The 19,551-nt window shown below is 62.0% G+C and carries 18 protein-coding genes; 7 read left to right on the forward strand and 11 right to left on the reverse strand.

Annotation, left to right across the window (positions count from 1 at the left end):
• Positions 1 to 100: 100 nt before the first annotated feature.
• The 3 genes from ABG996_RS06175 to ABG996_RS06185 form a co-directional block, all read right to left on the reverse strand.
• Entirely contained in the window at positions 101 to 802 is a 702-nt protein-coding gene (locus ABG996_RS06175) for a hypothetical protein (RefSeq protein ID WP_347478966.1), read from the reverse strand.
• Positions 803 to 2,545: a dihydropteroate synthase gene (gene folP, locus ABG996_RS06180; protein WP_347478964.1), complete on the reverse strand. Its 1,743-nt coding sequence runs from the start codon at positions 2,543 to 2,545 to the stop codon at positions 803 to 805.
• A gap of 95 nt (positions 2,546 to 2,640) precedes the next feature.
• Positions 2,641 to 3,393 carry an NAD-dependent protein deacylase gene (locus ABG996_RS06185; protein WP_347478962.1) on the reverse strand — a complete coding sequence of 251 codons (753 nt, stop codon included), beginning with the start codon at positions 3,391 to 3,393 and terminating at the stop codon, positions 2,641 to 2,643.
• A gap of 135 nt (positions 3,394 to 3,528) precedes the next feature.
• On the opposite strand from ABG996_RS06185, the gene ABG996_RS06190 reads away from it, so the two are divergent.
• Complete coding sequence (locus ABG996_RS06190) at positions 3,529 to 4,347, forward strand: exodeoxyribonuclease III (RefSeq protein ID WP_195521590.1); 819 nt, start codon at positions 3,529 to 3,531, stop codon at positions 4,345 to 4,347.
• A gap of 148 nt (positions 4,348 to 4,495) precedes the next feature.
• On the opposite strand, the gene ABG996_RS06195 is transcribed toward ABG996_RS06190, so the two are convergent.
• The 3 genes from ABG996_RS06195 to ABG996_RS06205 are packed head-to-tail and all read right to left on the reverse strand — an operon-like array spanning position 4,496 to position 7,750.
• On the reverse strand, positions 4,496 to 5,209 hold the full coding sequence (locus ABG996_RS06195; RefSeq protein ID WP_195239926.1) for a DUF6580 family putative transport protein: 714 nt from the start codon (positions 5,207 to 5,209) through the stop codon (positions 4,496 to 4,498).
• Positions 5,210 to 5,213: 4 nt separating this feature from the next.
• Positions 5,214 to 6,857 carry an ABC transporter ATP-binding protein gene (locus tag ABG996_RS06200; protein WP_195521589.1) on the reverse strand — a complete coding sequence of 548 codons (1,644 nt, stop codon included), beginning with the start codon at positions 6,855 to 6,857 and terminating at the stop codon, positions 5,214 to 5,216.
• The gene (locus tag ABG996_RS06205) at positions 6,857 to 7,750 is read right to left on the reverse strand and encodes an energy-coupling factor transporter transmembrane component T (RefSeq protein ID WP_347478959.1); all 894 of its coding nucleotides are present in this window, start codon (positions 7,748 to 7,750) and stop codon (positions 6,857 to 6,859) included. The genes ABG996_RS06200 and ABG996_RS06205 overlap by 1 nt, the downstream gene beginning before the upstream one ends.
• 193 nt (positions 7,751 to 7,943) lie before the next feature.
• Between ABG996_RS06205 and glmU the strand changes: the two genes are divergently transcribed.
• The 6 genes from glmU to gltA all read left to right on the forward strand — a co-directional run bounded on the left by glmU (position 7,944) and on the right by gltA (position 15,713).
• Positions 7,944 to 9,356 carry a bifunctional UDP-N-acetylglucosamine diphosphorylase/glucosamine-1-phosphate N-acetyltransferase GlmU gene (gene glmU / locus ABG996_RS06210; protein ID WP_347478957.1) on the forward strand — a complete coding sequence of 471 codons (1,413 nt, stop codon included), beginning with the start codon at positions 7,944 to 7,946 and terminating at the stop codon, positions 9,354 to 9,356.
• 192 nt (positions 9,357 to 9,548) lie between these two features.
• Positions 9,549 to 10,535 (forward strand): ribose-phosphate diphosphokinase, encoded by a 987-nt coding sequence (locus ABG996_RS06215; protein WP_117776597.1) that lies wholly within the window; start codon positions 9,549 to 9,551, stop codon positions 10,533 to 10,535.
• A gap of 746 nt (positions 10,536 to 11,281) precedes the next feature.
• Positions 11,282 to 12,118, forward strand: a complete 837-nt coding sequence (locus tag ABG996_RS06220; protein ID WP_347478955.1) for a hypothetical protein — start codon at positions 11,282 to 11,284, stop codon at positions 12,116 to 12,118.
• 351 nt (positions 12,119 to 12,469) lie between these two features.
• Positions 12,470 to 13,099 carry an aminoacyl-tRNA hydrolase gene (gene pth / locus ABG996_RS06225; RefSeq protein WP_347478953.1) on the forward strand — a complete coding sequence of 210 codons (630 nt, stop codon included), beginning with the start codon at positions 12,470 to 12,472 and terminating at the stop codon, positions 13,097 to 13,099.
• A 374-nt stretch (positions 13,100 to 13,473) separates the two neighbouring features.
• Complete coding sequence (locus tag ABG996_RS06230; protein ID WP_347478952.1) at positions 13,474 to 14,313, forward strand: sulfide/dihydroorotate dehydrogenase-like FAD/NAD-binding protein; 840 nt, start codon at positions 13,474 to 13,476, stop codon at positions 14,311 to 14,313.
• Complete coding sequence (gene gltA, locus ABG996_RS06235) at positions 14,304 to 15,713, forward strand: NADPH-dependent glutamate synthase (RefSeq protein ID WP_347478950.1); 1,410 nt, start codon at positions 14,304 to 14,306, stop codon at positions 15,711 to 15,713. The genes ABG996_RS06230 and gltA overlap by 10 nt, the downstream gene beginning before the upstream one ends.
• A 126-nt stretch (positions 15,714 to 15,839) precedes the next feature.
• Here the strand turns inward: gltA and ABG996_RS06240 are convergent, their stop codons facing one another.
• Genes ABG996_RS06240 through ABG996_RS06260 form a run of 5 tightly spaced genes read right to left on the reverse strand, consistent with a single transcriptional unit; the run spans position 15,840 to position 19,541 of the window.
• A complete protein-coding gene (locus ABG996_RS06240) occupies positions 15,840 to 16,463 on the reverse strand; it encodes a cytidylate kinase-like family protein (protein WP_347478948.1) in 624 nt (207 codons plus the stop codon).
• 48 nt (positions 16,464 to 16,511) lie between these two features.
• Positions 16,512 to 17,150, reverse strand: coding sequence for an amino acid ABC transporter permease (locus ABG996_RS06245; protein ID WP_006235796.1), 639 nt, complete (start codon positions 17,148 to 17,150; stop codon positions 16,512 to 16,514).
• Between the two features lie 3 nt (positions 17,151 to 17,153).
• Positions 17,154 to 17,900 carry an amino acid ABC transporter permease gene (locus ABG996_RS06250; RefSeq protein WP_035136546.1) on the reverse strand — a complete coding sequence of 249 codons (747 nt, stop codon included), beginning with the start codon at positions 17,898 to 17,900 and terminating at the stop codon, positions 17,154 to 17,156.
• A gap of 25 nt (positions 17,901 to 17,925) precedes the next feature.
• On the reverse strand, positions 17,926 to 18,801 hold the full coding sequence (locus tag ABG996_RS06255; protein WP_347478946.1) for a transporter substrate-binding domain-containing protein: 876 nt from the start codon (positions 18,799 to 18,801) through the stop codon (positions 17,926 to 17,928).
• Positions 18,802 to 18,809: 8 nt separating this feature from the next.
• Positions 18,810 to 19,541: an amino acid ABC transporter ATP-binding protein gene (locus ABG996_RS06260; protein ID WP_022094215.1), complete on the reverse strand. Its 732-nt coding sequence runs from the start codon at positions 19,539 to 19,541 to the stop codon at positions 18,810 to 18,812.
• Between the last annotated feature and the right edge of the window lie 10 nt (positions 19,542 to 19,551).

Below are 19,551 nucleotides of genomic sequence, written 5' to 3' on the forward strand. Positions count from 1 at the left end.
GGGCGCTGGCAACCCATTCCCCAGATAAGCGAAACCCTCCCCGGCACAGGCCAAGGAGGGTCTTGTTGTCATCGTTATCTTTGAGCGCTGGCGCCCCGCGCTACAGCCCGCGAATTCGTACAGCCTCGGGCGGAAACTCCTGCTCGCCGGCATCGGTCTTGATGGTCGCGCGGCCCCAGATGTCCAGGCCCGCAAACACACCGACCGCAAGCGGCAAGCCGTTGGGAGACACCGCCGCAACCTGGCGGCCCAGCAGCGGCACCATGTCGAAGTACTCGCCCAGCACGGGAGCCAGCGGCCCTGCGGCGCCTTGCGGCGTGTTGGCAACAACCGCCCAGGCGTCCACGCGGGCCAGCACGGCGGCGGCCAGCGTCTCGAGCAGCGCTTCGTCAGCCACGTCCACACCAAGCTCGCTCAGCGCCGAACGCTCAATATCCACCGTCACGGCACCGAACATGCCCGCAGCACCGGCACCGCCGTTCACGACAACACGCGCGAGCGACGTCTCAAACGCAGGCGCACCGCACACGATATCGCTCGGCCACTGGATACCCACCTTACCGGCAAGGCCCAGCCCCGGTGTCGACGCCGCGCCCACGAGCGCGTCCATCATGCCCATCGCGGCCACAAACGGCAGGCCGTGGAAGGCATGCATGTTCACATCCGGGCGCACGACCAGCGAAAACGTCAACGACGCCTCGCCCGCGCTCCAAGCGCACCAACCCGCGGACGCACCCTCGCGGCCCGCGTCGCGCGCCGCGTCGAGCTCGGTGCCGGCGGCAACAGCATTCATCTCGATCATCTACATACGCCCCAATTCGCCCACGATATGGCCCACGCGGTCCTCGGGCTCCTTGACCTCGACACCGTTGTAGCGGAAGAACCGCGCCGGGTCGTGCATCAGGTCCTCGAGCGGCACCAGCACAAAGTCGCGTTCGCCGATCAGCGGATGCGGCAGGCGCAGCTTTTTGCCGCCGTGGGTCTCGCCGTCCATCCACAGCAGGTCCAGGTCGATGGTACGCGGACCGTTGGCCTTGGCCTTTTTGGAACGGTCGCGGCCCAGCTCAGCCTCGATCTTCATGAGCTCGTCGAGCAGCACCAACGGCGCCAGCTCGGTCTTAATCTCGATGACAGCGTTGGCAAACGCGTCCTGGCGCGTCTCGTAGGCAGGCTCGCTCTCGTAAATCTTGGAGGAGTTAGACACGCAGGTGAGTGGGATCTCGGCGATCATCTCGCGTGCGGCGCGGATGTTGTCGCAGCGATGCCCCAGGTTGGAGCCCACGGCCACAAACGCGCGGCGCGGCTGTGGCTTGGCAACCGCCCAGTAGCCGTTCAGGAACTGCGCAAAACCCGCGGCGTCGTGCACGCGCACGATGTTGGCACCGGCCTGGATAGCGCCCAGGCACACGCCAAACGTAGCGGCATCGCGCTCGGCGGCCTCGGTCACGCCCGAGACGGCGCCCACAAAGCGCTTGCGCGACACGGCGCACATGAGCGGATAGCCCAGTGACGCCATCTTGGCAGTCTCGCGCTGGATGACGATGTCCTCGTTAGCCGACTTACCAAAGCCCGGACCAGGATCGATGCAGATGCGGTCGCGCGACACGCCGGCATGGATGAGCGTGCGGGCCTGGTCGGACAGAAAGCCCATGACGCGGCGCATGATGGGCGCCGAATCGGGCAGGGTGAAGCGGCGGAGCTGCGAGGTGGGCACGTAGGCTTCCTCGCGGCGGGCGCTGCGGCGCATCATGGCGGCCAGGCGGTCATTGGACTCCGATGCGGCCTCGGTGGCTGCGGGCGCGGCCTCGGGCGCGGGCGCGACGGTCTCGGCGGCAGCAGCCTGCTCGGCGGCCGGCGTCTCCTGCTCGCTTGAAGGCTCGGACGTGGGCTCCGGTTCGCCAAACGGCAACGAGGGCTGCACCACGCCGCCCGGAAGCTTGGCCTCCGGCTTAGGCTCGCCCAGCAACTTGCCGCGACGGCGGCGAGCCGGCTTCTCGGCCTCACGCGCGGCCTCGGCAGCCGCCTCGCGCGCCTTCTCGGCAACAAACGCCGCTGCCGAGGTATCGAGCTGCACCGTTGCGTGCGTGCGTGCGGGCGCGGCGACCTCGCCGGCATGCATCACGATGATGCCGCAGGTGCTCGTCTTAACAAACTCGACCATCTTGGGATCGGTGAAGCCGGTCACGTCGTTGACGATCGAGGCGCCGCAGCGCACGGCCGCCTTGGCAACCGCCACATGACGCGTGTCGATCGAGACGATGGCGCCCTCCTTGGCCAGCGCGCGCACCACGGGCAGCACGCGGCGAGCCTCCTCGTCGGGGTTGACCGGGGTAAAACCAGGGCGCGTGGACTCGCCGCCCACGTCGATGATGTCGGCGCCGGCGTCGAGCATCGCCAGGCCGTACTCGATGGCGGCATCGGGGTCGAAGTGCTCCCCGCCATCGCTAAACGAATCGGGCGTCACGTTGAGGACGCCCATGATGCGCGGACGGTCAAAGCTGAGCTCGTACTTTCCGCACCGCCATGTCTTGCTGTCGTTCGCCATGAACATCCTCCTAAAATGCCCACGCCGCCGAGCTTGGGGAGCTGGCGGCGGGGTCGCTTTGCACTCAGTCTTTTTATTGTATCCGCGCACGCGGGCTAGAACGCAAACGCGGCCGCGATGTCGCAAGAAATCAGCAGGTCGGCATTTGCATCCTGATCGGTAGGAGCAAGATTGCAAATAGCCAGCGTATCGCCGGTAAAGTATCGCGTAAGGCCTGCCGCCGGATACACCACGAGCGAGGTCCCGCCCACAATGAGGGCATCGGCCGCGACGATGGCGGCAACGGCACCGGTCAACACATGCTCGTCGAGCGGCTCTTCGTAGAGCACTACATCGGGCTTGATGCGGCCGCCGCACGCGGGGCACGCAGGCACGCCCGCGGCGTCCTCGTGCTCGCGCGAGCAAATCCACTCGGCGCTATAGACCGCGCCGCACGACTGGCAAATGTTGCGATGAACCGATCCGTGCAGCTCGAACACGCGCTGCGAGCCGGCCGCCTGGTGCAGACCGTCGATATTTTGCGTCACCACGGCGTCGAGCTTGCCGGCGCGCTCCAGCTCGGCCAGCTTGGTGTGGCAGCGGTTGGGCTTGGCGCCAAGCGCGATCATCTTGGCGCGGTAAAAGTCGAAGAACTCGGCAGGATGCGCCTCGTAAAAGCTATGCGACAGCATGGTCTCGGGCGGATAGGCAAACTGCTGGTGATACAGGCCGTCCACGCTGCGGAAATCGGGGATGCCACTTGCCGTGGAAACACCAGCGCCGCCAAAGAAGACCACGCGCTTGTGGGTGTCAAACAGATCCGCCAGGGCGGCGGAGGCCTGCCTGGGGTCCGATATTGCCTGAGTCATATGAGTCCTCCGTCCTTGTTAATCGGGCAGCGTTGAGCGACGTCCCAGCATGCAGCCTTTAAGTCAGCATGCACGGAGCCCACCCCGCCCTTATTGCGTTAATCTTAAGCCTGCCAACCCCGTCGAAAGGACACCATGCCTCAGACTTACACCTTTGCCTCGTGGAACGTTAACGGCCTGCGCGCCGTGCTCAAAAAGGACCCGAGCTTTATTCAGATCGCGCAAGAACTCGACGTCGATATCTTGGCGCTGCAAGAGACCAAGTTGCAAGAAGGCCAGGTGCAGGTCGACCTGCCCGGCTATCACCAAACCTGGAGCTACGCCGAGCGTAAAGGCTATTCGGGCACTGCGGTCTTTAGCCGCCAGGAACCGCTGCGCGTGCTGCACGCCGACGCGCTGCTACCCTACGCCGGCGAGGGCGAGGCGGCCGAGCTCGTCGCCCAAGCCGCAACCGAGGGCCGCGTCTGCACGCTGGAGTTCGACAAGTTTTGGTTTGTGGATGTCTACACGCCCAACGCGCAAAATGAGCTCGCGCGCATCGATGTGCGCATGGCCTGGGATGATGCCTATCGCGGCTTTTTGAGCGCGCTTGAGCGCGAGACCGGCAAGCCCGTCGTAACCTGCGGCGACTTTAACGTGGCACACGAGGAGATCGACCTTAAGAACCCCAAGTCCAACCGCGGCAACGCCGGCTTTTCGGACGAGGAGCGCGGCAAGTTTACCGAGCTGCTCAACGCCGGCTTTACCGATACCTGGCGCACGGCTAATCCAGACGTCGAGGGCGTCTACAGCTGGTGGAGCTATCGCTTTAATGCCCGCAAGAACAACGCCGGCTGGCGCATCGATTACTTCTTGGTAAGTGATTCAATCGCCAATACCGTGCGCGACACCGGTATCCGCGGCGATATCTTCGGCAGCGACCACTGCCCCGTCACCCTCACGCTAGAGCTCTAGCGCCAAGCAATTCCTGGGGGACAGAGGAAAACAGATCATGTGACCCCTCTCCCCCTATAAGTTGCGGTGGAATAGTTCCTGTTTGGGCAGCAAATAGCCAAAAACGAGAACTATTCCACCGCAAGTTCGTGAGGAAACGCGAAATGCCTTACAGCCCGTATTTCACGACGACACGGTTAATGCGACGGCACCAGGGCTTGTACAAGGCGGCCAAAAACACGCAGGTCGCGAGTCCGTGCGTGATATCGAACGGCACGGCGGTGGCAAGACGTGCCACGGCACCTGCCCAAGTAAGCGGCTGTACAAAACCAATGATGTCGTAGGCGTTGATCACAACGCCGTACAGCAAACCCGAAGCAAAGCCGTAGGTCAGCAGCGCCGGCATACGCACGGTGCCATCGGCGCGGTCGAATGCACCCGCATACGCCAGCGCACCGCCAACGTATCCCACGAGCCCCCAGGCATACATCTGCCACGGCGTCCACATGCCCTGCCCAAAAAAGAAATTGCTGGTCAGCGCCGCCAACGCACCGACCATAAAGCCGTTACGACGACCGAGTGTCGCCCCGGCGATAATGGCGATGGCACTCACGGGTTTAAAGTCGGGAATGGGTCCAAACAGGATGCGCCCCGCCGCCGCCAGCGCCGCCAGCACCAGCGTGGGCATAATCTGACGCAGGCCTGGACGCGATGCCTCATAGCCCGCAAAGAACAGCGCAAGCACCAACGCCACCACAACCAGCATGGCCAACGCTGCCTGCTCAACACCCGCCAGCAACGCGGCAGCCATCACCGCCGGCACCGCCAACAACAGCGGGATCTCCAGTTTTGCAAGCAAACGCGAGAAACGACAGTCCGTCATCCCATCACGCCCTATAGAACACGTTGTCGGCAAAGAAGTCGGCCGGGGACTCCATGCAGGCAATCTCGCCGTCAAACATCATGGCGACGTCGTCGGCTACCTGCTCGGCAAAGTCCAAATCGTGCGTAGCCATGATGACGGTGCCGCCAGCCTTCGCATGGTCACGCAGGGCGCGGGCGATGGTGCGGCGACTCTCCAGGTCCAAGCCCTTCGTGGGCTCGTCAAGCAGCAGCAGCTCGGGGCCGATCAGCAGCAGCTTTGCCAGTGCGAGCAGCTGGCGCTGTCCGCCCGAAAGATCGTACGGATGGCGTCCATCCAGACCCGACAACCCCAAGCTCGCCGCACGCTCCCGCGCCAAGTTCTCGTCATATCCGCAGGTCGAGGCCCATTCCATCAGCTCATCGCGAACCGTCTCGGCAACCAGCAATGCTTTGGGATTCTGAGGCAGCAGCGCCGCCGAGGCCGCTCCGCGCACCATGCGGCCGCGCTGCAGCTTGGCGGTCTTCGCCAGCACCGAGAGTATCGTCGACTTACCGCATCCGTTGCCGCCCACGATCGCATGCACCGCACCGGCCGAAAACGACGCATCGAGCCCGCGCAGCACCCAGCCGGACGCTCGATCGTAGCGAAACCAGCCTTCCGACAGGGTGGTAGCCGACCCGCCGTGCATTTTTTGGAGTATTCTGCTTCCATCCGTGCGCGAGAAGGCTTCCAAGCCGTTCTCGAGCGACGTTTGCGCCACAAATTCGGACGATTTGTCCAATTCCAAACTTTTTTTCGCGCTCGATACGTCCCCGGGCGGCTCCAGAGAGCCCAAATTGTCCTCACGCCTGCTGAATACTCCGTTTTTTGCACATCGGATGGCACCCCACCCCAACGTGTCATCGGAAAACAGCGATTCTCGGCATACCAAAGAAGCCATATCCGCCGCCTCGTGCACGCGGCCATCCTCAATCCGGTACGCACACGTCGCGTATTCGAGCATTGGGCGCGGCTGATGCGTCGCCACAACAACCGTGCAGCCCAGCTCGCGATTCACACGAAACAGCGCGTGCAGGAAATTCTTCTCGGCAACGGGATCGAGCTGAGACGTGGGCTCGTCGAGCAGCAGCACGCGCGGGCGCAGCGCCAGGACGGCGGCAAGCGACAGCAGCTGCTTGCGGCCACCCGAAAGCGTATCGGTATCACGATGAAGCCAGTCCTCCAGACCAAAGAAATAGCTGGTCTCGGCAACACGGCGGCGCATCTCGTCGCGCGACACACCCAGATTCTCTAGGCCAAACGCCATCTCGTGCCACACGGTCTCGCACACAATCTGGTTCTCGGGATCCTGAAACACATAACCCACGCGCTCTGCCGATGCCCGCACGTCCATGTCGGCAACGTTCTCGCCCAGCACGCGCGCATCGCCAGTGCGCTCGCCCGCTGGAGCGATCTCGGGCTTGAGCAGCGACAGCAGCGTCGACTTGCCCGAACCGGTACCGCCAACAAGCAGTGCAAACGCACCTTGGGAAACACGCCAATCAAGCCCCTCGAGCACCGGTGCCTTGACCCCGGGATAGGCAAAACTAAGGCCTCGCACCTCAATCGCCGGCGCGGCCGAGCCATATGCCACACCCGCCGCCGAGCTCCTATCAAACCGAGCCATCAGCCAAACCTCTTCTCATCAATCGCGTGCAACGCGCAAGGCAACACCATCCAGGCGGCGTACACGACATAGCCTGGCCACGGCGCCGGCACCGAGAGCTGCGGATAAAACGAATACTGCGTCGTCGCGGTCCACGCCACCGCCACCGCGGCGGCGCCAAACACTGCAAGTCCAACCAGCGCGGCAGCGTCGCCGCGCCCCAGTCGATACCGCGCATACGTCGTACGACGCGTCGCGGCACCCCACCCGCGCGAGCGCATCGCGTCCGCGCGCTCCAGCGAATCTTCCATGCCCCAGCCCATCAACACGCTCGACGCCCGCAGGCGCGAGCGCACGGGGTCGGCCGGCGCACGCCCCGGTACATCAAGCGCGTCCTGCACCGCCAGCACCGTGCGGCCGCGGCGCAAAAACTGCGGGATAAGCCTCATGCACATCGAGATCATGAGCGCAATCACCGGCGCGGCGTTGCCTAACAGTGCGAGTACCTTGTCGTATTCGAGCATCGACGCCGCGGCCTCAAACCACAGCACGCTCGCCACAAACAGCCCGCCCATGCACAGGCCGTAAACCATGCTTTCCAGATACACCGCGCGCGTGCCAATACGGAACAGCTCCGTCGAGCCCGAGGCGTTAAACAGCGGATTGACCAGCGCGATAATCAAAATCACCGGCAGCTGCCAGCGGAGTGCGCCCAACGTGCGGGCAGCCCCACGCGTCGCAAATCCATACGCCAGCCCGCCCGCAAGCGACAGCGCAATCAGTACCGGCTGCATCGAGAACATGGTGAGCCCCAGCGTCAACACTATATAGAGCGCCGGCACAGCCGGATGCGACATCGAGAATGCCGCGACGGGCTCGCCGCCAAACTCCTCTCGTATGTTGTCCACGGGCATCCCCGTCCCCTCGCTCAAACGACAGCTCCGCAGCACCGCCAACGCCGCACGCAAGCAGCGCAAACGCCACGCCGGCGGCGCAAGCCTCAACCGCCGCAAACCAATCGTTACGCGCTCAACATATGCCTGCGGTATCATATTGCGCCGTGTATCGTTTCCAAACACACGTCTCTATAACGTAACAGGAGATCACATGGACGCAACCGCAATTATCCTCGCTGCCGGCGAGGGCACCCGCATGAAGTCGAACCACTGCAAGGTTTCGCACAAGATCCTGGGCAAGCCTATGGTCCAGTGGATCGTCGACGCCACCATCAAGGCCGGCTGCAGCCGCGTCGTGGTCGTCATCGGCAGCCACGCCGACGAGATGCGCGCCCTCATCGACGGCGCCTACGCCAGCAGCGCCACCAAGGTCGAGTGCGTCGAGCAGACCGAGCGCCTGGGCACCGGTCACGCCGTGAAGGTCGCGCTCGAGGCCTGCGGCATCACGCAAGGCCCCGTCGTCGTGCTCAACGGCGACCTGCCGCTCATCACCGCCGACACCGTCGCCAAGTTCGCACAGACCGTCGCTACCGGCGAGCTCGCCTGCACCGTCATGACCATGACCCCGCCCGACCCCTTCGGCTACGGCCGCATCAAGCTGGGCGCCGACGGCCAGATCGAGCGCATCATCGAGCAGAAGGACTGCACGCCCGAGCAGGCCGCCACGCTGCTGGAGTGCAACGCCGGCTGCTACGCCTTTGACGGCGCGCAGCTCGCCGCCCACATTAACGAGATCGGCAACGACAACGCGCAGTCCGAGTACTACCTGCCCGACATGCTCGAAATCCTCAAGGGTCACGGCCAGGCGGTCTCCATCTTCCACTGCGATGACTACCGCGACGGCCTGGGCGTCAACAGCCGCATTCAGCTCGCGCAGCTCACCGCTATCGCGCGCGACCGCATCAACGAGCACTGGATGGCCGAGGGCGTCACGTTCATCGATCCCACGCAGGCCTGGATCGGCCCCGATGCCACCATCGGCCGCGACACCGTCGTGTGGCCGCAGACGCACCTGATCGGCCACGTCACCGTGGGCGAGGAGTGCCAGCTCGGCCCCAACAGCCGCCTCACCGACACCACCGTCGGCAGCGGCTGCACCATCGATGAGACTATCGCCATCGAGGCCGTCATCGAGAACGGCGTCGACTGCGGCCCGCGCGCCTACCTGCGCCCGGGTACCCACATGCTCGACGGATCCAAGGCCGGCACGCACGTGGAGATCAAGAAGTCCACGATCGGCGAGGGCTCCAAGGTGCCGCACCTGTCCTACATCGGCGACACCACCATGGGCTCCGGCGTCAACGTGGGCGCAGGCTCCATCACCTGCAACTACGACGGCGTGCACAAGCACAAGACCGTCATCGGCAAGGACGCCTTCATCGGTTCCGACACCATGATGGTCGCGCCCGCCCAGATCGGCGACGGCGCGCTCGTGGCCGCCGGCTCCGTCATCACCGAGCCGGTCCCGGCCGACGCACTTGGCCTGGGTCGTGCCCGTCAGGTAAACATTGAGGGCTGGGCCGCCGATTACCGCCGCCGTCTGCACGAGGACGACGAGGTATAACGTTTTACCAAGCATCTAAGGAGCTGTTCCCGTGGGGGGCGGCTCCTTTTTCTATCGTGACCTGCGCAACCGGATGAGTGGTCGGTTCGTGTCCGTTGACGGTAAAGACGTTATCAGGACTCGATAAACCCCGTCGCGCGGTTACAATGCAAAAAGGCATCTATATGGCATTCGATATAAAGGAGAAGGGTAATGCCGATTAATGATCCCGAGAAGTCGGAGAATATGCGCAAGTCCATCCGCGTGTATTCCGGTTCCTCCAACCGTCCCCTCGCTCAGAAGATTGCTGAGTACCTTGGGGTCGAGCTTTCGGGCCTTACGCTAAAGCAGTTCGCCAACGGTGAGATTTACGCCCGCTACGACGAGACCGTCCGCGGCGCCGACGTCTTCCTGATTCAGTCCGTGGCCGGCGGCAACGTCAACGACATGCTCATGGAGCTGCTCATCGCCACCGACGCTGCCAAGCGCGCATCCGCCCGCTCCATCACCGCCGTCATCACCCACTACGGCTATGCCCGCCAGGACCGCAAGGCCGGCCCGCGCGAGCCCATCACCGCCCGCCTCGTCGCCAACCTGCTCGAGCGCGCCGGCGTCAACCGCATCATCACCCTCGACCTGCACCAGGGCCAGATCCAGGGCTTCTTCGATATCCCGGTTAACCACCTGTCCGCACTGCCGCTGTTTGGCCAGTACTACAACGCAATGAACTTCGACACCGACAACCTGGTTGTCGTCTCCCCCGATGTGGGCCGCGCCAAAGCCGCCAAGAAGCTGTCCGACATGCTCGGCTGCGACCTGGCCATCGCCCACAAGGGTCGTCCGCGCCACAACGCCGCCGAGGTCATGGGCATCATCGGTGACATCAAGGGCAAGACCTGCATCATCAACGACGACATGATTGACACCGCTGGCACCCTGTGCGCCAACGTCAAGGAGCTCAAGGCCATGGGCGCCGGCGACATCTACGTGTGCGCCACCCACGGCATCTTCTCGGGCCCGGCTATCGAGCGCCTGAACGATGCCCCCATCGTCGAGTGCGTCGTCACCGATGCCATCCCCGTCGAGGTGGGCGGCAAGATCAAGACCATCTCGGTCGCCGAGGAGTTCGCTCAGGCCATCTCCGCCGTTTACCACGAGGAGCCCGTCTCCACGCTCGTCGGCGGCGACTTCGCGCTGTAATCCAGTGTGCAGCGCATCATCTTTGGTGTTTTTAAAGGGTCGGAGGCTCGCTTCCGACCCTTTTTCTACCCCTCGACAACCTGCCATGGACAGTTAGTTCAGATTTGTATTAATTTAGGCATTCGTTTGGGCCATTTAATACGTCGAAAGCGCTCTTGCCGGCATAATTCCGCTCGATCCCTCCGCCTATGGATCTCTTCACCATGCCGTTGGCCCCATTTTGCCCACCGATTCCTTCAACAACGGCAATACACCCCGGCCGCCTTATACAAATCTGAACTAACTGTCCAACACCCACCCCAGTAGATGCCTCCAAGGCCAGCCCATCGCTCCATTCTCCACTTTTTCAAGGCATTCCGCATGATCACGCTACCGCCCGCGGCGCGCGACACCCCTTTGAGCGAAAAGAACGATACTGCAGCATCATTTCGCCAACGGATTAGTACCTTATAGCTATGACGACCGTGATTTCACATCTCTCCGCCCTCCGCGCAATTCGCCGCGCTCGACGGGCGTACTCCGCGCTTCCCTGGGACGCCATCGATGACGAGCATCAGACACAAGCCCTCGAAGGTTGCGTCCCCAACAAGGACGCCATAGACTTTGCGGCCCTTGCAATACTTGACGCCTGGAGCGAAGACGACTCCGAGTGTCTAGATCTCTTTGTTGCGGGCGGCAACAACAGACGACCCGACGGACGGCTCCTCCAGCACACCATCACCGCCCCTCTTCCCCAAGGTGCAATCATGCACATCGAAGCCGACATCTACGCAACGTCTCCCGCCATGACGGCCATGCTTTGTTCCAAAAATGAATCAGTTGCCAAGACCTTGATGCTTCTCATGGAGCTGCTCGGAACCTACTCCCTTCCTCCCGGGGCAACATACCCCATTGCCCATGACGACATCTGGCCCAAGGGCGATGGCTGCGCAGCGACGGGCGATCTTGATTGCTTGGGCAACCAGTCGGTGGTCGAGCAACAGAACGAAACCCGCTATGAACAGGCACACTACAAATGCGAGCCCGCCACAACTATCGAAGAGCTTGAGGCGGTTGCACGCTTCGCCAAAAGTAGCTCATACACATCGTTTCGCACGGCAGTCAAACTTGCCCGACCCGGATCTGCATCCCCAGCCGAATCCCTAATGTTTGCCGTTCTCGGAGCGCCCATGCGCTTTGGAGGATTCGGATGTTGCAGTCTGCCCATGGGAGGCCTGCTACTCAACTATCGAATCGACTTCGACACTCTTGCGGTCAACATGTCCTCGGGCATCCCCTATGCCATCTGCGACCTATATTGCCCGGCAGCCGGAGTCGACAACGAATACAACGGAATTGGGCATGAGCTTCAAAACGCTCGCATCCACGATGGCAATCGAAATAATGGCCTCAAGGCAATGGGCATCCACGTCCTGGTTATCAATCGCGACCAAATGAAAGACCTTGTTGCACTCGAAGCCTTCGCCCAAACGATGCATCGACTCGCGGGAGTCCGATTCCGATACCGTATCAAGGGCTATCGCAAGCGTCAGGCCGCTTGGCTCAACGCTCTGCGGGCCGGAATCGGCCTTGCGCCGGTCTAAACGGCGAATCACCCGCGCGCCGCCGAACAGGACTGGACAGTTAGTTTAAATACGTATAAATGGACACATTGAATTAGGCTGTTTTGCAGCTATCTCTATACCATTCACCCTATTTGAAGGCAGGGTAGACTTCAAAACAGCGCCATATGGACTAACTAAAGCTCCAAAACAACGTATCGGCATTGAATTGAGCACTTCGAGTCCTCAGAACTTATACGTATCTGAACTAACTGTCCACCTCTGATTTCGACGGCCGTCCAAACGCCCCTAAACGCCCTCAATTACCCTCCATTTGACAGCGGCAACAGGGTCGCTCACCATAGCAGGCGACAAATCAACGAAAGGATAAACATGGCAGCTGCACAGCCGCTTAAGATTCGCATGGTTGCCGGGCTTGGCAACCCTGGCGAGGAATATGCCGAGACCCGCCACAACGCCGGCTTTAAGGCGATCGACGAGCTGGCCCGTCAGGCCGGCGTCACGTACTGGAAAAACCAGGCCGGCGCCGAGGTCGCGCTCATCAACATCAACGATCCCGAGGAAGAGGGCGGTAAGCGCCAGATTGTACTGGTCAAGCCGCAGTCGTATATGAATACCTCGGGTGGCCCCATCTCCAAGCTCTGCCGCGAGTACAAAATCAAGATCGAGGAGCTGCTCGTGATCCACGACGAGCTCGACATTCCCGCCGGCGACGTACGTGTTAAGGTGGGCGGCGGCCACGCCGGTCACAACGGCCTGCGCTCCATCATCGACAAGATGGGCAGCCGCGACTTCAGCCGCATCCGCACCGGCATCGGCAACCCTCCCGGCAAGATGGCCGTCGCCGACTACGTTCTTAAGCAGCTGCGCGCCCGCGAGGCCGAGGATTTCCAGGACACCTGCGCCCGCGCGGCCGACGCCGCCGGCCTGGCGATCGTGCACGGCGTGGTCTATGCCCGCGACCACGTCAACGGTGCCGCCTCCGCCAACGGCAAGCACTAAAACCTACCATTTAGGGACAGGTTTATTTTGGCAGGTTTTATATGCGGAAACGCCGCGGATGCCGCGTCGCAATAAACCCTGTGCCGCCATACATATGCAACGCTCCAAATGGGGCCGGCCTCACCGAAGCGCGAGGCCGGCCCCATTTGCCGTTTTACCTGATAAAACCGACCAAAATAAACCTCTCCCCCTTTGGTAGGCCAAAGTGGATAAACCCTGCTCCCAACAGCCGAAGACACACGTAAGTGACATGTCCATGAGGGTATAATTTGCACCGTATGTCTGCACAACGCCTGTGCGCGTACGGTTTTATTCGGGCTACCGTCCATTTCCGTGGAGGCACGGTTCGGCGGCCCTAACAAGAGAGGGGTTCTATGTATAAAATCCTGGAGAAGACGCAGTTCTCGGAGAAGGTGTTCAAGTTCCGCATCGAGGCGCCTGCAATCGCCAAGCATGCGCACGCTGGACAGTTCCTCATGGTTCGCGCCAACGAGACGGGCGAGCGCGTCCCGTTTACCCTGGCCGGCTGGAACGGTGACGAGGGCTGGGTCGAGTTCATCTTCATGGTGATCGGCAAGACCACCGAAATGCTTTCCACCTACGAGGCCGGCGAGTCGCTGCGCGACGTCGTGGGCCCGCTGGGCGTTCCCACCGAGATGGCCGAGGGCCCCTGCGCCGTCATTGGCGGCGGCGTCGGCCTGGCAATTGCCTTCCCGGTCGCCAAGCACCTGGTCGAGACCGGCCACAAGGTGCACGCCATCATGGGCGCCCGCACCAAGGACCTCCTGCTCATGGAGGACCAGTTCCGCGAGCTCCTCGACGAGGACCACATCCACATCACCACCGACGACGGCTCCTACGGCGAGCAGGGCGTTGTCACCGCTCCGCTGGAGCGCTTGCTGCAGGACAAGGCCGTGAGCCAGGTCTTCTGCGTCGGCCCCGTTCCGATGATGAAGTTCTCGACCCTCACCGCCCAGAAGTACGACACCCCCATCACCGCGTCGCTCAACCCCATCATGGTTGACGGCACCGGCATGTGCGGCTGCTGCCGCGTCGAGGTGGGCGGCGTGACCAAGTTCGCTTGCGTCGACGGCCCCGACTTCGATGCCACCCTGGTCGACTGGGATGACCTTCGTGCCCGCCAGGCCGCTTACCGTTCCGAAGAGGGCGAGTCCCTCAAGGCCTATGAGGAAAAGAGCTGCGCATGCCACTAGTTAACGGTCGTTTCGTTGCCGATATGAAGTCGCCCCGCACCCCCGATAACGAGGAGCCGGCTGCCGAGCGCGCCTGCGACTTCCGCCCCGTCGACAAGGGCTTCACCGAGGAGATGGCGCTGGCCGAGGCCGAGCGCTGCCTCAACTGCAAGAAGCCGTTCTGTGTTGAGGGCTGCCCCGTCAACATCAACATCCCCCGCTTTATCGAGCAGATCCGCGAGAAGGACTTCGGCGGCGCTCTCGATACCATCCGCGAGGACTCCATGCTTCCCGCCATCTGCGGCCGCGTCTGCCCGCAGGAGAATCAGTGCGAGGGCAAGTGCATCCGTGGTAAGAAGTCCGAGCCCGTGGCCATCGGCCAGCTCGAGCGCTTCCTGGGTGACCGCCCCGAGCTCGCCTCCACGCCCAAGATGGCCCCCAAGAACGGCAAGAAGGTCGCCGTCGTCGGCTCCGGCCCGTCCGGCATCACCTGCGCCGGCGAGCTCGCCCGCAACGGCTTTGACGTCACCGTCTTCGAGGCATTCTTCACCGGCGGCGGCGTGCTGGTCTACGGCATCCCCGAGTTCCGTCTGCCCAAGGCAGTCGTCAAGCGCGAGATTGACGGCCTGGAGGACATGGGCGTCAAGTTTGAGTACAACTCCGTCGTGGGCAACATGGCCACGGCCGAGGAGCTGTTCGAGCAGGGCTTCGACGCCATCTACGTGGCGACCGGCGCTGGCCTGCCCAAGTTCCTCAATGTCCCCGGCGAGAACCTGCCCAACGTCTTCTTCGCTAACGAGTACCTCACCCGCGTGAACCTGATGAAGGCCAACAAGTTCCCCGAGTACGACACCCCCACCAAGCACGGCAAGAACGTCGTCGTCTTTGGTGGCGGCAACGTGGCTATGGACGCCGTCCGTACTGCCAAGCGCCTGGGCGCCGAGCACGCCATCATCGCCTACCGTCGTACCGAGGACGAGATGCCTTGCCGTCGCGCCGAGCTGCACCATGCTAAGGCCGAGGGCGTCGAGGTTCTGCCGCTCGTCTCCCCGCTCGAGTTTGTCGCTGGCGAGGACGGCTCCGTGTGCGCCGTCAAGGTCCAGAAGATGGAGCTCGGCGAGCCCGACGAGTCCGGCCGCCGTCGTCCGGTGCCCATCGAGGGCGCCATCCAGGAGATCCCCTGCGACGTCGCGATCTCGGCTATCGGCACCAACGCCAACCCCTTCGCAAAGAAAATCGGCGGCAAGATGGAGCTCAACAAGTGGGGCTACATCGTCGCCGACGAGGAGACCGGCCAGACCACCGATCCCCGCATCTGGGCTGGCGGCGACATCGTCACCGGTGCCGCTACGGTCATTCTGGCGATGGGCGCCGGCAAGAAGGCCGCCGCTTCCATCACCAAGAGCCTGCTGGGCGAGTAATCACCCTCAACGCTAGCCATCAAACGGCAAAGTCCCCGTCGAGCACACGCCCGGCGGGGACTTTTTCTATGCCGATCGCCCTACCACCACAAAGGTGCCTGTCCCCTTTGTGGTGGTTTTGGTCGGTTAGCCTTCGAGCTGCGCCACTTTGTAGCGGTAGGCTGCAGCGATGACATCCTTGCAGCCTTCGCGGCCCAGCTTGGCGCGGTTGACGACGATGTCCTTGCCGCTCGTCATCTTCCACTTTCCGGCGCTGTAGCGCTTATAGAACGCCTCGCGCGCCTTCTGCTGCTGTTTGACCAGCTTGGCACCCTTCTTTTTGTTGAGGCCGCGCTTCTTGCGCACGATCTCGACGCGATCCTCAAAGGGAGCGGTCACCAACACGGCAATGTGGTTGGGGTTGTTACGCAACAGGTAATCGGACAGGCGGCCTTCGATAATGCAGCTCTCGGTCTCGCCCAGATCCAAAATCACCTGGCTCATCTTTTGGAATAACTTGTCCGAGTACGAACGGGCATCGTAGCGGTCGGGCAGAAACGCCATGTTCTCCACAGCCAGGCGCTCGTCGTAGGCTGCCATCTTATCGAGCGACTCGCCCGCGCGCAGCGACGCGCGCACCAGCAGCTCGTTATCGTACAGCGGAATCCCCAGCTCGTTGGCAAGCATGCGACCAATCTCGTGGCCCTCGGCGCCAAAGTCGCGCGCGATGGTAATGACCACAGGACTCTTCTTGTTCTCCAGATCGCTCATCGCGATTCCTTTCTCTATGTGACAAAGGGGCTGTCCCTTTGCCACATTCTACGCTGCCACCATTCGCCTCTGATACGCTCTCACCAGCAGCGAGATACCAAAGTTGAGCACAAAGTACATCGCAAACACCAGGCCGTAGAGCATAAGCACCTGCGACAGGTCGATCGCATGGGCCATCACGACGTTTGCCGTGTACATGAGCTCGGCCACGTTAATGCCCGAAAGATACGAGCTGTCCTTAATGACAGTCGTGCACTGGCTAAACAGCGCCGGAATGATCGTCTTAAACGTTTGCGGCAGAATGATGTAGCGCATGGTGGCAAAGAAGCCGAAGCCCTGGCTCTGCGCTGCCTCAAACTGGCCGCGCGGAATCGAGTTGAGGCCGCCGCGCACAATCTCGGCCATAACAGCGCTGGTAAACAGCGTAAAGGCGATGGTCGAAATCACAATGTCCAAACCCTGCACCGTAAAGTAGATAAACAGGATCCACAACAGGTTTGGCGTGCAGCGGAACAACTCGATATAGGCGCTCACCAAAATACGGAACGGGCGGGGCGCGTAGCTTTTAACGAGCGCCAGCACCGTGCCAAAGATGAGCGAGAAAAAGATCGACAGCGCCGAGATCTCGATCGTCTTAACAAAGCCGCCCCAAATGTAGAGCAGGTTGGTCGCGTTGAAGATTTCCATGCGCTAGGCCTCCTCTACGTTGTCGAGCCCCAGCTCGGCCAGGCTCACGCCGCGCGGACGCTCCTTGGAGCGGCGCTCGAGCCACTGCACCAGCATGGCGAGCGGAAAGCAGATGATAAAGTACATAAGGCAGCAGACGATGTATCCCTGCAGGTAACCGTACAGACTCACAAAGTTGTCGGAACGGTACATAAGGTCGCCGCCGGCCACAAGTGCCAGCACCGACGTGTTCTTGACCAGGTTGAGCGCCTGGTTACACAGCGGCGGCAGAATGATCTTGAATGTCTGGGGCAGCACGATGTACCAATACGCCTGCGCACGGGTGAAGCCCTGGCTCTGGGCCGCTTCCATCTGACCGCGCGGAACCGCCTCGATACCAGTGCGGATGACCTCCGAAATGTAGGCCGCGTGATACAGGCCCACACCCAAGAAGCCCAGCACGAACGGCGCGATGCGCACCGGCTGGTCGGCACCGGTTATGGCCTGCAAAAACTGCGGACCGGCCATGTACATAAAGAGCACCTGCACGGGCAACGGGGTGTTCTGGTAAAACTCCACGTACACGCGGCTTATGGCGCGCAGCACGCGTGAACGAGTGGTTGAGAACACGCCCAGCAGCGTGCCCAGCACCAGCGACAGCAGCAGACCGGCAACGACCACCTGTAGCGTCACGCCAAAGCCCTCCCAGAAGGGCCCCATGTTTTGAAATGTCGTCGACCAACGGTCGGCGTCAAATAATCCTTCGAGCATTCGATTCCTTCCTTGGACGATGCGCCTATACAAGACCCCAGGTCTTGACCTCTTGGTCGAGCCAGCCGTCGGCCAGGCGATCGCAAATCACCTGATTGACCACGGCCGAAAGGTCGCAGCCCTTCTTGGTCGCCACGCCGTAGCCCTGCTCGCCAAACTTGACCTCGGGCTGCAGCAGCTCAACGGTCTCGTTCATGTAACCGGCCAGCGTGGAGCGGTCCATGGCAAAGACATCGATATTGCCGGCGTCGAGCGAACTCTTGATGATGGGGTAGCCGCTAAAGGCCCTAAACTCGGGCTTGCAGCTAAAGCCGTTGTCCTTGATCATCTGCTCGATCAGGCCCTGCGTGGTAGCACCCTGGCTCACGCCGATGACCTTGCCGTCCAGGTCCTCAATCGAGGTAAAGCCCGAACGCTTCTTGACCATGAGTCCCACGTAGTCGGTGCGGTACGGCGTCGAGAAATCCCAGCTCTTCTTGCGCTCGTCGGTGATGGTGTAGGTCGCCGCGACCACGTCAAGCTGGCCGTTATCGATCAGCGGGCCGCGCGTCTTGGGCGTTACATCGGTAAACTCGACAAGCTCCTGGGCGCGGGCCTCCTTGTAACTCACGCCAAAGACGGCAGCAGCGATCTGGTAGCACAAATCAACTTCCATGCCCTCAAAGCGGCCCTTGGCGGTGTCGTAATAGCCATAGCCGGGAACGTCCTTCTTAACGCCGGCATTCAGATGGCCACGCGACTTGATGGCCGCAAGCTTGGACCCCTTGTCGGAGCCCTCGCTGCTGGTGGAGTTGCCGCAACCGGCAAGCGCGGTCCCCGTCAGCGCAAGCATGCCGGCGCCCGCCAGCTGCAAAAAGTGACGGCGCGACACGGCCGCCCTCGTCATATCCGTCATGTCCATCACCGCACCTAGTGCAGAATCTTGGACAGGAACTCGCGGCAGCGCGGGTTCTCGGGGTTATCGAAGAAGTGCTCGGGCGTGCCCTCCTCCAGGATGCGGCCGTCCTCCATAAAGATGACGCGGTCGGCCACCTGGCGCGCAAAGCCCATCTCGTGCGTCACGCAGATCATGGTGATGTCCTCCTGCGCGAGCTCAATCATAACGTCCAAGACTTCCTGGACCATCTCGGGGTCGAGCGCCGAGGTCGGCTCGTCAAACAGGATGATGGGCTGCTTGGTGCACAGGGCACGGGCGATGGCGATGCGCTGCTGCTGACCGCCCGAGAGATTCTGCGGATACTCGCCGGCCTTATGCGCCATGCCGACGCGCTTGAGCGCGGCAATGGCGATCTCGGTCGCCTCCTCCTTGCTCTTCTTTTGCAGCTTGATGGGCGCGAGCGTCAGGTTGCCCAGCACCGTCATGTTGGGATACAGGTTGAACTGCTGAAACACCATGGAACTATACTTGCGAGCCATCTCCAGGTGATTCTTTTTGGTGAGCGGCGTACCGTCGATGACGACCTCGCCCGAAGTGGGCTCCTCCAGATAATCGACGCAACGGATGAGCGTCGACTTACCCGAACCGGAAGGCCCGATCATTACGAGCTTCTCGCCGCGCTTGACGGTGAGATTGATATCTTTGAGCACATGCAGGTCGCCAAAGTACTTGTTGAGATGCTTGATCTCGATCATGTCTGCCATGAATGTCCCT

The sequence above is a fragment of the Collinsella aerofaciens genome (assembly GCF_039836695.1).
GTDB lineage: Bacteria > Actinomycetota > Coriobacteriia > Coriobacteriales > Coriobacteriaceae > Collinsella > Collinsella aerofaciens_BD.